Source organism: Thermopolyspora sp. NPDC052614, assembly GCF_040678635.1.
Classification (GTDB): domain Bacteria; phylum Actinomycetota; class Actinomycetes; order Streptosporangiales; family Streptosporangiaceae; genus Thermopolyspora.
Window position 1 is genome coordinate 17005 of the sequence record NZ_JBFATZ010000029.1, and the last position, 12077, is coordinate 29081.

The window sequence follows — 12077 nt, forward strand, 5'->3', positions numbered from 1 at the left end:
TACCTGACTTCTACCTGACTTCCTTGACGCATCCCGCAGCCCGGCCACATGACCGCCTAGCCGTAACCCGTGATGTGCTCTACGGTGGGGAGTTAAGAGTCGCGCTCGATGCAGATACATGCCCGTGAGGACAATGGCCGAGAACGGAAATAGTGCCCTGAAACGGGCACGAGAGGAACTGAACCTCTCTCAAGAGGCTGTCGTGGAACGCCTCGCAGAGCTAGGGCGCCAGATGTACGAGATGCGTCAGTTTCGGCGACCGATGTCTATCGGCATTCGACAGTACGCACGCTGGGAGTCCGACTCGCCCCCATGGCCATATGCCGATAATCGTCGACTCCTAGAGGAATTCTTCGGCAAACCAATCACCGAGCTTGGTTTCAAACCGCCGCGTCAGCGAACCAGTCGACCTGAGCTGGAACCGTCAGAAAATGTGATTCTTGATCGGCGAGAGCTGATCGTCGAGGCCGGGCTTCCCTGGTTGCTGTCGAGTGGCTCACCTCTCGAAAAGGGTGAGAGGGAACTGAAGGTCGGCGAAGACGAAGTCGGTCTATTGCTCTCTATCGCCAGGGACCTGGACGAGATTGACCAACAGTTTGGCGGCGACCGGTTGTGGCGCTCGGCAACAATCCATCTTAAGTGGGTGCACTATCTGATTGAGCAGGGCACGTATCCCCCCTCCATCGCCAGCGACCTACATGCGATCGCTGGCCAACTCACGACCTCGCTCGGCTGGTACTGCTACGACGCCAACCAACAGAGCCAGGCGCGAGTGTACTTCAGCGAGGCTCTGAATACTGCGATGCTCAATAACGACGACATGCTGGCTACGCGGACTCTTGCCAACATGAGCCGTCAGTCCGTAGATCTTGGCAAACCCCGTGAGGCGATACGGTTCGCGCAGATCGCCCAGGCACACGCCAGGAAATGGGCGACGCCTCGCGTAACTGCTCTTCTCGCCATCCGGGAAGCCCAGGGGCACGCGCGGAACGGCGATGATATCTCCTGCCGCAACGCGGCCAGGACCGCTCGGCAAGCGTTTGAAAGGGGCCCCGACGAACGTGACCCGCACTGGGTCGCGTTCCTTATCGAGCCCGAATTAACCACGCTGGAAGGCATGTGCATGCTGGACCTCGGCCAACACGGCAGCGCGGTACCTCTGCTGGAGGAGGCCGCCCGACAGCAACCCGCTAAATACTCCCGCAACCGGGGCATAGCGTTGAGTCGCCTGGCCCACGCGGTACTGGCTCACGGAGACCTGGACCGCGCAATCGACATCACCCAAAACTGTTTGAGCCTCATCGCTAGTGGCGTAAGTTCCGCCCGCGTCAAGAATCATCTGGCGATCGTTCGCGGCGGCCTGGAACCATACAAGAACAACAACAGCAGGGTCCGTGATATCACAGAGCAAGTTGGGCTCGCTATCGCGTAGCCTCCATTAGGAACAGGAACATGCTCGATCTTCAAGTCTGTGACCGCAATGCCGTGGCAGCGATGTTCAACGAGTTCGTGGACGTCTACGCCGAAGTCTACGGTGTGCCCCCATACGCGGATGACCCGTTCTTCTCGGTGGAGACCTTCGCCGATCGGCTGCGCGCCACCATCGAGCTCGATGGTTTCGAGGCTGTCATCGCCAAAGTGGGCGGACAGCTCGCTGGCTATGTGTACGGCCCTAAGCTGCCGGCCACTCAGCCATGGTGGGTTGCGCTTGCGGAGGCTCGCCCCAAGGCGGTGGACGAGGCCGTATGGAACGGACAGGTGTTCTGGCTGCGCGAATTGATGGTCTGTGAAAGCTTTCGCAGCCAGGGCCTTGGTCGACGACTACACGACGCCATCCTTGAGGTTCGCGCCGAACCGTACATCGCACTGACGTGCATAGTGGGCAACGAGCCCGCGTACAGTGCGTACCTACGTTGGGGGTACCAGATTTTGGGTCGGATTAAACACGCTCCAGAATCGCCACTATACGACGCAATGCTATTTGAGAACTCAACGAATTAGAGGCTCACAAAGATGGTCCTTGGTTGCGAGGCATTTATTGTGTCACATGCTTTGATATGGCCATCTAGAAGTGTGAGGAGTCCATCCGAAATATCGGCGGAGAGAACTGGATACCACCATGCATAAAGGCAAGCCTTGGGGGCTGCGGTTCATGAGCAACCGGCTCTCGGCGGCACCCGCCTCGTATGAAAAGGTCGCACTAGACCCGGTCACGCAGACCGCTCAGTATTTCGACGCGACCGGCCGACTGTTGGAGATGATGGGCAAGCATGGAACCAACAAGGAAGTGAACACTCCATCCAGATCGATCCCTCGAGGAGACGGTGGAGCTCCTCCGGCGGAAGTGACCGATGATCAAAACAAGGATTACGTCCCGGACTGATCATGGCCGCAGTGTTGATCCTCACGGCTCTTGAAGACATCACGGCCGATCTGGTCATCCACGTGCTCAACGGCCGCGGCATACCAGTAGTCCGCGTCGATCCGGTCGATATCGGCCCCGACCTTCAGTTCAATGCCAGGATCGGCCCGGATCGACAGTGGGCAGGCCGGCTCCGAACCCCGAGCAGGAAGGTGAATCTAGAGGAAATCACGGCTGTGTACTACCGTCGCCCTACTCCTATTCGTTTCCCTCACCTGGAAGCGTTCGGGCAACAGGTTCATGACTTCGCGGTAGATGAGGCAAAATACGGGTTCAACGGCCTGCTATGGCATCTACCTAATGCCGTCTATGTCAACCCACCCTTCTCCTCTACGCGGGCCGAATTCAAACCCGCACAACTCCAAGTCGCCACCCAGATGGGATTCCAAATTCCGCCGACGATCATCACGAACGATGCCGCCGAAGCCCGAAAATTTGCGTTCGAGCATGCACCCATCGTCTACAAGACGTTCAGAGGTGTCCCCCCATCCAACGACGGATACTACGGGGTGATTTGGACTCAAAGGGTGGATGCGGACTGCTTCGATGACTCAATCGCGGTGACCGCACACATGTTCCAGGCAGAGATACCCAAGATGGCCGACGTACGACTCACCGCTATCGGGCCGCAGATTTTCGCGCAGCGAATCGAGACCCCGGACAGAGCGTTGGACTGGCGGTCCGGCGACTGGGACGACCTCATCCACACTCCGATCAAGGTCCCGGATACGATCGCAACGGCGGTCCGCTCCTACCTTGACCACTTCGATCTTGTCTTCGGCTGCTTCGACTTCGCCTTGGTCGGCGATGGAACGTCGCCAGAGCACTGGATCTGGATGGAGTGCAACCCCAACGGCCAATGGGGATGGCTACCCGACGCGGACGATATCGCCGAGGCGTTCGCCGACGTTCTTCAGGGAGGGCTTGGCAGTGGGTGACACTCAGGCCGATGCGCAGTTGCTTCGCATGCGACTAGCGGAAAAACTGACCGTTGAAGGGCGCGATCCCGAATGGTGCAAAGTGGTGGGGAGTGTCCCTCGCCATAAGTTCCTGCCCGGCTTCTTCGTCCCCGCCGGAGAACAGAACGGGATGACCGTCTGGGAGCCCGTCACCGAAGCGCTGGATCGCGAGCGGTGGCTGACATCGGCCTACGCTGACGAGACGCTGATCACGCAAATCGACGAAATCGAACCGGGTTGGGACGCTCCGACTCCCCACGTGGGCGGTCGCGCGACCTCCTCCGCCACCTTGCCATCCCTGGTGGTCCAGATGTGGGAGGACGCCCAACTGGAGGACGGCCATCGCATCCTAGAGGTCGGCACCGGGACGGGTTACTCCACAGCCCTGCTTTGCGAGCGTTTCGGGTCCTCGAACATCGCCTCAATCGAGATCGACCCTCATCGCCTGGCGCAAGCCGCAGACGCCATCCACTCCTGTGGCTACGCGCCATGGATCGCCGCCGCTGATGGCCTGTACGGATACTGGCCTCGTGCCCCCTATGACCGAATAGTGGCGGCCTGCTCAGTACGGGCGGTCCCAAGGGAATGGGTGAACCAGACGCGCAACGGAGGAAAAATTCTCACCACTCTCGGTGGGTGGCTGTACGGCTATGCACGAGTCCTACTGACGATCAGAAGGGACGAAACGGTCAGTGGCCCCCTGCTGCCGGGAACCATCTCGTTCATGTCCGCTCGGGGACATGAACGGCCGGCGCCCGGGAACCCGGCCCATTGGGAGAGCCTTCCCGCATCTGATCCGAAGGAAGCCCGCCACGCCCCGTGGTTCCTTATGGAGGCGTCGACGGATGCCTTCGCCACCAGATTCATCGTTCAAGCCGCGATTCCCAACGCCCAGCACATGCCGGGCCTGGACGGGTGCCTTCACCTTGTCGATGTCGTCTCTGGATCCGTGGCGACCCTTACCCCGAACGACGGCACATGGACGGTACGACAGGGTGGTCCACTCCGGCTATGGGACCGAGTAGAGGAGACACTCGATCGGTACGAGACCGCTGGGCGACCCCCCTTGGACACGTTCAGCCTGGACGTTCATGCCGACGGCCAGTACCTTTCCCACCCCGATATGCCTCGGCTGAGGATCTCGGCCTGAGTCGTTTCGTCGCTCACCTTGTCTCGGTGTAGCCCTGGCTACCAACTAGTCACGAACGACATCGCCCGCCTCGTGTCGCCCATGTAGAGGAACCTCAACCGGTCCCGGTCGGCCTTCGCCTGGTGGTGATGTCGGTCACGCCGCCCACTTCTCCTTCTGAGATTCCACCGGACCCCTGCTGCGACGCCGAGCGTCGTTACATAGATCGCGCAGATCAAGAAGGCCTGGCAGGCCCGGCGGCGGGCGGCGCGTCTACCGGCCGTGGGTGCCCGAGCCGGGGATGTGGCTGCAGTGGGACTGGGGCGGTGCGACACGACGTGGCGCATAGCGAGTGAACTCACAGATTGGAGGTCGGCCATGTCGGATGCGTAGTTCCCGATGAGTGTTCGAGATCGGTCCCCGCCCTGACGTGCGTCCGCAGGTCCTGCCTGCCGGGGTGCGGAGCTCAGGGAAGACGCCCAAGGGCCTCCGTTCCGTCCGGAGGAGCAACCATCGGTCGGCCTTGATGCGGTCGATGGCGACGAGCGTGCCGTCCAGGATCAGGTGGTCCAACCCGTTCTTGGCGGCGGCCGACAGCAGCTTGATCGCCTCTTGTACGTACCGCCACGCGGTCACGAACGAGACTCCGAAGCCTGCGGCGAGTTCGGTGAAGGTCTCGCCTTGCGCAGGTGAACCAGGACGAGCAGGGCCTGCTGGGCGGGGGTGAGTTGGCGCTAGGGCGAGCCGATCGTCTTGCGGTGGTCCCTTCTTTCTGGCAAGCGACAGCCTGGGCTCCGGAGACGGAGGGCGGGCCTTCGATCGTTCCGGGCTGTGTGGCGGCCGACGTGATGCGGGCACATTCTCCGTGGTGACGATGTGCGGTGGGCACATACTTTCCGCAGGTCATGAAGGTTAGCGTGGGGTGGAGCGCGCGTGGACCGCCGTCTCCGGTGGACACGCCCATCACCGTTTGGAGGGCTGCTCCATGACCGCCTACCGTCATTCCGACTGCCGTGAAGCCGCCGCGCAGCAGAGTCGGGAGAAAGGTGTGTCTGCGGGCGGGCCCGGGGTGAGGTTGTCCCCGGAGCGGCGTGGGCGCGTGGTGGACGAGGCGGTGGGGGCGACCAGGATTCCGGTACGGGTCGCCGCCGGCTTCACGGTCAACGGCAGGGATGTGCCGGTGCCGATGGCGATCGAGGATCCGTCGGTGGTTGCGGGGGCTGCGGAGATGGCTCGTGTGGCGGGTGCCAAGGGCGGGTTTGAGGCGGTGTCGATGTCGCCGCTGGTGCAGGGGCAGATACAGATTCTCGATGTCGCGGATCCCGCTGCGGCGCGGATGCGGCTGTTTCAGGCCGCGCCGGAACTGATCGATTTGGCGAACGCGCAGGAGCCCCGGCTCGTTGCGCTGGGTGGTGGTGCCCGGGAGATCATCGTACGGCTGGTGCGTGGCTCGCGTCAGACCTACGTCGTCCTGCACCTTCTCATCGATGTGCGGGACGGGCTTGGGATCGGGCCGGTCGAGACGATGATGAGGGCGGTCGTCGCGCGGGCGGCCGAGGTCGCGGGCGGTCGCGCCATCGTGCACGGGGTGGCGGCTAAGGCCGATTTGTTGCTCACGCGGGTGCGGGCGGTGTTCGACGCCGCCTCGCTCGGTGGGGCGCGGGTGGTTGACGACATGATCGACGCCGCTGAGTTGGCGGAGGCGGACGCGTACCGGGCCGCCGGGCAGAACAAGGAGATCATGGACGGCGTCGCCGCCGTCGTGCTCGCCACGGGGAACGACACCCGGGCGGTGCAGGCCGCCGCGCACGTGCACGCGGCCGGAGAGGATGGTCGGTACACCTCGCTGTCGCACTTCGCGAAGAATGAGGACGGCGATCTCGTCGGCACGATCGAGTTCCCGGTTCCGGTCGGGCTGGCCGACGTCGCGGCGCACCCGATGGTCAGGGCGAATCTCGCCCGGATGCGGGTGCGCAGCGCGATGGAGCTTGCGCAGGTCATCCTGGCCGTCGGGCTGGCGCGGAACGTGGCGGTCCTCCACGACCGCGTCGCTGGGAATACCGAGCACGACAGGGGTGCCGAGCACGGTAGGGGCGCTGCATACGACAGGGCCGCTGGGGACGGCGGGTCGAGCGGGGGATCGAGCGGGTCGAGTAGCGGGTCGAGCGGATCGAGTGGCGGATCGAGCGGGTCGAGTAGCGGGTCGAGCGGATCGAGTGGCGGATCGAGCGGGTCGAGTGGGTCGAGTGGCGCGGGCGGCAGGCGAGGCGGGTTTCGCGCCCGGTTCGACGCCGTGACCGACGCCGTGACTGGGGTGGAGGCGGGCCTCGACGTGGGCTACGGGATTGACGGGGCGGACGGGATCGACTGGGCGGACGCACGGGTGTGCGCGCCACGTCGTGCCCATGAGCAAGACCGTTTCCGTGAGCGTGAGAAGGTCGAGACGGCTTTGCGCTCCTGACCGCCTGCGAGCCTCACGCCGTTTCGGGTGCCCGTGCGGCGCTGAGGCCGTCGCCTTTCAGCTCCTGTAGCCGCAGGGCGATGTGCAGGTCGAGCCGGCGCGGCGATTCGCGCCAGCCCGCGCCGAGCAGACGGTCGATCCGTGTGATGCGCTGCGACACGGTGTTGGCGTGGATGCCGAGCCTCGCTGCGGCGGCGGCCGGGCTTTGTCCCGCCTCCAGGTAGGCGGCGGCGGTCTGCACCAGCGTGGTGCCGTGGCGGGAGTCGTAGTCGAGGAGCGGGCCGATCTGCGTGTCGATGAGGTGGTCGAGGCCCTCGGACGCGCCCTCGGTGAAGAGCATCGCGTAGATGCCGAGCTCCGCGGTGGTCGCCCAGAAGGAGGTGCGTCCCAGCCGGTGCATCAGTCGCAGGCATTGGACCGCCTCCCGGTGGAGGTGACGCAGGTCCAGGGGCGAGGCCGCCGGGCCCGCGGCGGCGACGGTCGCGGGGGCGCCGGCGGCGGAGCGTAGCCGCTCCCAGAGCAGCGCGGCGACCTTGGTGGGTTCGGCGGGCTGGATCACGACCAGGAGGTCGTCGTAGCGGGCGGCCAGGCCGCCCTGTTCCGCGCAGAGCGCGGTGGCGGCGGTGAGCTGGGCGTTCGCGCGCTCGCGTACGGGGTCGGCGACCGCGACCGTGATCGGGCCGGTGGAGAGCCGATGGCGGCGGGTGACCCGGTCGAGTTCCTCCGGGCTGTATCGGCTCGGGTCGATGAGCCGTCTGACCAGCTCGGCGGAGGCCCGGATGTCCGCCTCGGCGATGGCCGCGTCGGCGAGGCGGGAGACGGAGACGGTCTGGGCGACCTGTTCGAAGGTGCGCAGCTCGGTGTCGGTCAGCTCGCGGTCCGCGGTGAGCAGGACCGTGCCGAGGACGGTGTTGCCGGCCGCGGCGGTGCCGACGTACCAGAGACGGCCGTCGGGCCCGTCGGCGCGCGCCGGCCGTCCCGTTCCCCGGCTGCGGTCGAGTGCTTCGCGGATCGGCGGCGGGAACGGAGGCTCCGGTGGGCACGTTCCGTGCCGGGCCAGGACGACGTCGTCCGCGTCGAGGATGGTGGTCGGCATGCCGAACGTCTCGCCGACCACCGCGGCGATGGGCCCGGCGCCCTCGCCGCGCAGCAGCACCTGGGTGAGCCGTTCGTGGACCTGGACCGACGCCTCGATGGCGGCCTTTTGGGCCTGCAGCAGCAGTGTGGATCGTTCCAGGGCGGCCATCGCCTGTTTCTGCGCCTCGAACAGCTGCGCGTTGTTGAGCGCGACCGCGGCGTGCGCGGCCAGCGAGGACATCAGCGCCACCTCGGCGTCGGTGAACAGGCGCCTCTCCCGCCGGGCGGCGAACAGCAGGCCGAGCAGGCGGCCGTCGAACTCCAGCGGGACGCCCAGCAGCGTGTGGAGGTCTTCGGCGCCGACACGGTGGTCCAGGTAGTCGTTGTGCTTGATCGCGGCCGCCTGGACGTAGTCCTCCACCTGCAGGGGCTGCCGGGTCGCGGCCACCGCGCCGCCGACGCCGACGCCGATGCGCACCCTCGTGCCCTTGAAGTCCGGCGAGAGCTTGCCGGACCAGGCGCGCACCGCGAACCACTCCTCGTCGATGCGGTCCGACAGGTAGGCGGCGTCGCAGCGCATCAGCCGTTTCGTCCGTTCGCAGACGGTACGCAGGGCGTGGTCGACGTCGCGGATTCGGGTGAGGTCGTGGGCGGCGCCGTACAGCTCCTCAAGCTCGGCCTCGCGCCGGACGTGCTCGGCCATGACCTCGCGCAGTCGCGTCACCACCGCCGCGGTCTGGGGCGCGAGCGCCCGTCGTCCGTCCACCGCTCGGCCGTCGAGGGCGGGCGTCCCGTGGCGGAGGCGGGTGGCGTCGTCGATCAAAGCGGTCACGAGATCGTCGAGCTCCCGCGCTCCGGGCGGTTCGGGGCGATGCCCTGTCATGAAATCGGTCCTCCATGCGGAACCCTCCCCAGCAGAGTCTGACACGGATAATCAACCCATTACGCTATTGATTGCTCATTTAACCGCAAAAGACGCCGAGGCGTACCCGCGCCGTGCCGCCGGGACGGCCAGGCTATTGGCCGGGGTGTCGGCCGGGTAGGTCTCAGATCTCACGGGGTGGATCACCGGACGTCCCCGGTCGTGTCGCCGCTCCGGGCCGCGACACGACCAGGGGGCTTGATCGGCGACGGGTGGGAAATAGGTAGTATGCGTGGTATCGCCCATATTGCGATCCGATGAGCTTGGTGGCCGACCTCGCTGCCCGCCGTACCTGGGACCGCCCTGAGGCTTCGCGGATCGCCGCGTGAAGGAGGACGATCGCGCGTGGCCGGTACGGGCAAACTCCTGTACGTGATCGTCTGTGCGGCGGCCCCGGCCCGCCAGGCCGGTCGTCTCGTCGCGCTCGCGCAAGACGAGGGCTGGACCGTGCAGGTCGTCGCCACGCCCTCCGCGCTTCGCTTCGTCGACGTCCCCGCCCTTGAGGCGCAGACCGGGCGGCCCGTACGCAGCCGGTATCGCGATCCGAGCGAGCCCAAGCCTCCGCGCGCGGACGCCATCGTCGTCGCCCCCGCCACTTACAACACCGTCAACAAGTTCGCCAGTGGCATCGCCGACACCTATGCGCTGGGCGTGCTCGCCGAGGCCGTCGGCCTGGGCATCCCCGTCGTGATGCTGCCCTGCGTCAACGACGCGCTGGCCTCCCGCGCCCCCTTTCGCCGGGCCGTCGATTCCCTTCGGGCCGAGGGCGTCCGGGTCATCTTCGGCCCCGGCGAGCTTGAACCCCATCCGTCGAACTCCGGGCCGAGTCTGATCGATACCTACCCCTGGCACCTGACCCTGCGGAGTCTTTCGAGCTGAGGCGCGCGGCGGCCGGGTCGGGCGGGCCGGATCAGTCCGATATCAGCTTCGTCGCCACCCTCATCGCCACCGCCGCGCGTTCCTCCTGCGAGAGCTCCGGGCCGAACAGCACGGGGACGCCGGTGAGGATCACGGCGATGACGGCGAGTTTGGATTCGAGCTGTTTGACCGGATCGGCGTCGGGACTGGTCAGGACGGACAGCAGGTCGAGCATGTGATCCCGGAGGCGTTCGCCCGCCGGGATACTCTTGATGACGGTCTCGTTGAGCCGGGCGAATCTCGCCAGGTGGCCCATGCTGCCGCCCATGAAGTCGGCGATGCGACGCAGGATCTCCTGGCGGGCCTCGGGGGTGGCGGGCTGGGCGCGGGCCCACTGGATGAGTTCCTCCATGGAGGCGGTGAGGTCGTCGATGACGCTGACGAGGATGTCCTCCTTGGCCTTGAAGTGGTAGTAGAGCGCCGGGCGGGTGATCTGAAGGCGGTCGGCGACCTCGCGCAGCGTCGTCTTGTCGTATCCCTGCTCGGTGAACATCTCCAGTGCGACCTGCTGAATCCTGGCCCGTGTGTCCGTGCGCCGGCCGACCATCGTGCCCTCACTCCTTGACGCTCCCGCCTTCATTGCTTACTTTCGTGTAAGTAAGCAATGAAGACCACCATGTAAGGAGCAACCTTATGGCGCATCCCTTCCCGATCAAGCGCACCTGCCCGGTTGCGCCCCCCGACGAGTACGCGGCGCTCCGGGCCGAGGCCCCGCTCGTGCGGGCGCAGTCGCCGGGCGGCCCGCTCTGGCTGGTGACCCGGCACGCCGAGGCGCGGCAGGTGCTCATCGACCCCACGGTCAGCACCAGCCCGGCGACGCCGGGTCATCCTCAGAACCTCATGCGGACCGCGCCGCCGCCGGGGGAGGAGGGCGAGAGCGAGGGGATCGGCGGGGCGGAAGCGGGCTTCTTCATCGACATGGATCCGCCGGAGCACACCCGGTTCCGTCGGCTTCTGATCCCGGAGTTCACCGTTCGCAAGATCAAGACGATGCGTCCGGGCATTCAGCGGATCGTCGACGCGCTCATCGACGACATGCTCGCCGCCGGTGACCGGGCCGACCTGGTCGAGGCGTTCGGGTTGCCGGTCCCGTCGCTGGTGATCTGCCAGTTGCTGGGCGTGCCGTACGAGGAGCGGGAATTCTTCCAGTCGAGGACCAGGACGATGGTCAGGGACATCGAGGACCCGGAGCGGGGGGCGGCGGTCAACCGGGCCATGCAGGAGATCGCGGAGTTCCTCTCCGGGCTCGTCACGGCGGCGGAGAAGAGCCCCGGGGACGATCTGCTCGGCGTGCTGGTCTCCTCGGGCGAACTGTCGCATCAGGAGATCGTCGGCGCCATATTCCTGCTGCTGGTCGCCGGGCACGAGACGACCGCCAACATGATCCCGCTGAGCGTGCTGACGCTTCTGCGTCATCCCGATCAGCTTCAGGAGCTCAAGGCGGATCCGGAGCTGTGGCCCGCGGCCGTCGAGGAGTTGCTGCGCTACCACTCCATCGTCGACTGGATCGCCTTCGACCGGGTCGCGACGCGGGACCTGGTGGTCGGCGGGCAGGAGGTGAAGGCGGGGGAGGCGATCTTCGTGCTGGGCGCGTCGGCCAACCGGGACGAGCGCGCCTTCGAGCGGCCCGACGAGTTCGACATTCATCGCGACAGCCGCCACCATGTCGCCTTTGGGCACGGCGTACACCAGTGCCTGGGCCAGAACCTCGCGCGCGCCGAGCTGGAGATCGCCCTGCGGACGCTCTTCACGCGCATCCCGGACCTGCGCGTCGAGGCCGCCGACGAGGAGCTTTCCTTCAAGTACGACGCCGCCGTCTTCGGCCTGTACGAGCTGCCGGTCGCATGGTGAAGATCATGGGCAGGATCATCGCGGATCGGGATCGGTGCATCGGCGCCGGGCGATGCGCCTACACCGCGCCGGAGCTGTTCGACTCCGGCGACGACGGGCTGGTCTGGGTGCTGGACCCGGAGCCGTCCGGGGAGCGGGTGCGGCGGGCCCGCGAGGCGGTCCGGCTCTGCCCGGTGGGCGCGCTGGCCCTGGACGAGAGCGACGGCGCGGGCGGGGGCGACGGCGAGGGCGCGTAGCAGAAGCCGGTACTCCGCCTCCCGGCGAGGGGAGGCGCCTGTGCGGAGGGGAGACGGGGCCACCGGGGCCCTGAAGACAAGCCCGAAATGTGCTTGTTTATG

General features: G+C 66.2%; 11 protein-coding genes and 1 pseudogene. 9 read left to right on the forward strand and 3 right to left on the reverse strand.

Going from position 1 to position 12077, the window contains the following annotated elements:
- The first annotated feature begins 133 nt into the window (after positions 1 to 133).
- The 5 genes from AB0K60_RS35460 to tgmC all read left to right on the forward strand — a co-directional run bounded on the left by AB0K60_RS35460 (position 134) and on the right by tgmC (position 4531).
- Complete coding sequence (locus AB0K60_RS35460; RefSeq protein ID WP_364065484.1) at positions 134 to 1432, forward strand: hypothetical protein; 1299 nt, start codon at positions 134 to 136, stop codon at positions 1430 to 1432.
- Between the two features lie 20 nt (positions 1433 to 1452).
- The gene (locus tag AB0K60_RS35465) at positions 1453 to 2001 is read left to right on the forward strand and encodes a GNAT family N-acetyltransferase (protein ID WP_364065487.1); all 549 of its coding nucleotides are present in this window, start codon (positions 1453 to 1455) and stop codon (positions 1999 to 2001) included.
- A gap of 118 nt (positions 2002 to 2119) precedes the next feature.
- The gene (gene tgmA / locus AB0K60_RS35470; protein WP_364065490.1) at positions 2120 to 2383 is read left to right on the forward strand and encodes a putative ATP-grasp-modified RiPP; all 264 of its coding nucleotides are present in this window, start codon (positions 2120 to 2122) and stop codon (positions 2381 to 2383) included.
- A 2-nt stretch (positions 2384 to 2385) separates the two neighbouring features.
- Positions 2386 to 3360, forward strand: a complete 975-nt coding sequence (gene tgmB, locus AB0K60_RS35475) for an ATP-grasp ribosomal peptide maturase (protein WP_364065493.1) — start codon at positions 2386 to 2388, stop codon at positions 3358 to 3360.
- Positions 3353 to 4531, forward strand: a complete 1179-nt coding sequence (gene tgmC / locus AB0K60_RS35480; RefSeq protein ID WP_364065496.1) for an ATP-grasp peptide maturase system methyltransferase — start codon at positions 3353 to 3355, stop codon at positions 4529 to 4531. Before tgmB ends, tgmC begins: the two co-directional genes overlap by 8 nt.
- 492 nt (positions 4532 to 5023) lie before the next feature.
- Here the strand turns inward: tgmC and AB0K60_RS35485 are convergent.
- A pseudogene (locus AB0K60_RS35485) lies at positions 5024 to 5289 on the reverse strand (transposase family protein); the annotation flags it as partial.
- A 206-nt stretch (positions 5290 to 5495) separates the two neighbouring features.
- On the opposite strand from AB0K60_RS35485, the gene AB0K60_RS35490 reads away from it, so the two are divergent.
- Positions 5496 to 6971 carry a 3-hydroxy-3-methylglutaryl-CoA reductase gene (locus tag AB0K60_RS35490; RefSeq protein WP_364065499.1) on the forward strand — a complete coding sequence of 492 codons (1476 nt, stop codon included), beginning with the start codon at positions 5496 to 5498 and terminating at the stop codon, positions 6969 to 6971.
- A 13-nt stretch (positions 6972 to 6984) separates the two neighbouring features.
- Here AB0K60_RS35490 and AB0K60_RS35495 read toward each other — a convergent pair whose 3' ends face one another.
- Positions 6985 to 8931, reverse strand: a complete 1947-nt coding sequence (locus AB0K60_RS35495) for a GAF domain-containing protein (protein ID WP_364065502.1) — start codon at positions 8929 to 8931, stop codon at positions 6985 to 6987.
- A gap of 384 nt (positions 8932 to 9315) precedes the next feature.
- Here AB0K60_RS35495 and AB0K60_RS35500 point away from each other — a divergent pair, with 384 nt between their 5' ends.
- Positions 9316 to 9849, forward strand: coding sequence for a flavoprotein (locus AB0K60_RS35500; protein WP_364065505.1), 534 nt, complete (start codon positions 9316 to 9318; stop codon positions 9847 to 9849).
- A 31-nt stretch (positions 9850 to 9880) separates the two neighbouring features.
- On the opposite strand, the gene AB0K60_RS35505 is transcribed toward AB0K60_RS35500, so the two are convergent.
- Complete coding sequence (locus tag AB0K60_RS35505; RefSeq protein ID WP_364065508.1) at positions 9881 to 10435, reverse strand: TetR/AcrR family transcriptional regulator; 555 nt, start codon at positions 10433 to 10435, stop codon at positions 9881 to 9883.
- 86 nt (positions 10436 to 10521) lie between these two features.
- Here AB0K60_RS35505 and AB0K60_RS35510 point away from each other — a divergent pair, with 86 nt between their 5' ends.
- Both AB0K60_RS35510 and AB0K60_RS35515 read left to right on the forward strand, forming a co-directional pair.
- Complete coding sequence (locus AB0K60_RS35510) at positions 10522 to 11739, forward strand: cytochrome P450 (protein ID WP_364065511.1); 1218 nt, start codon at positions 10522 to 10524, stop codon at positions 11737 to 11739.
- Positions 11740 to 11744: 5 nt separating this feature from the next.
- Positions 11745 to 11975 (forward strand): ferredoxin, encoded by a 231-nt coding sequence (locus AB0K60_RS35515; RefSeq protein WP_364065514.1) that lies wholly within the window; start codon positions 11745 to 11747, stop codon positions 11973 to 11975.
- The last annotated feature ends 102 nt before the right edge of the window (positions 11976 to 12077 follow it).

What these genes read in the sequence shown, in the direction of transcription:
- AB0K60_RS35460 (WP_364065484.1), top strand. Translation starts at nt 134, where the DNA reads ATGGCCGAGAACGGAAATAGTGCCCTGAAACGGGCACGAGAGGAACTG.
- AB0K60_RS35465 (WP_364065487.1), top strand. Translation starts at nt 1,453, where the DNA reads ATGCTCGATCTTCAAGTCTGTGACCGCAATGCCGTGGCAGCGATGTTC.
- tgmA (WP_364065490.1), top strand. Translation starts at nt 2,120, where the DNA reads ATGCATAAAGGCAAGCCTTGGGGGCTGCGGTTCATGAGCAACCGGCTC.
- tgmB (WP_364065493.1), top strand. Translation starts at nt 2,386, where the DNA reads ATGGCCGCAGTGTTGATCCTCACGGCTCTTGAAGACATCACGGCCGAT.
- AB0K60_RS35490 (WP_364065499.1), top strand. Translation starts at nt 5,496, where the DNA reads ATGACCGCCTACCGTCATTCCGACTGCCGTGAAGCCGCCGCGCAGCAG.
- AB0K60_RS35495 (WP_364065502.1), bottom strand. Translation starts at nt 8,931, where the DNA reads ATGACAGGGCATCGCCCCGAACCGCCCGGAGCGCGGGAGCTCGACGAT.
- AB0K60_RS35505 (WP_364065508.1), bottom strand. Translation starts at nt 10,435, where the DNA reads ATGGTCGGCCGGCGCACGGACACACGGGCCAGGATTCAGCAGGTCGCA.
- AB0K60_RS35510 (WP_364065511.1), top strand. Translation starts at nt 10,522, where the DNA reads ATGGCGCATCCCTTCCCGATCAAGCGCACCTGCCCGGTTGCGCCCCCC.
- AB0K60_RS35515 (WP_364065514.1), top strand. Translation starts at nt 11,745, where the DNA reads ATGGGCAGGATCATCGCGGATCGGGATCGGTGCATCGGCGCCGGGCGA.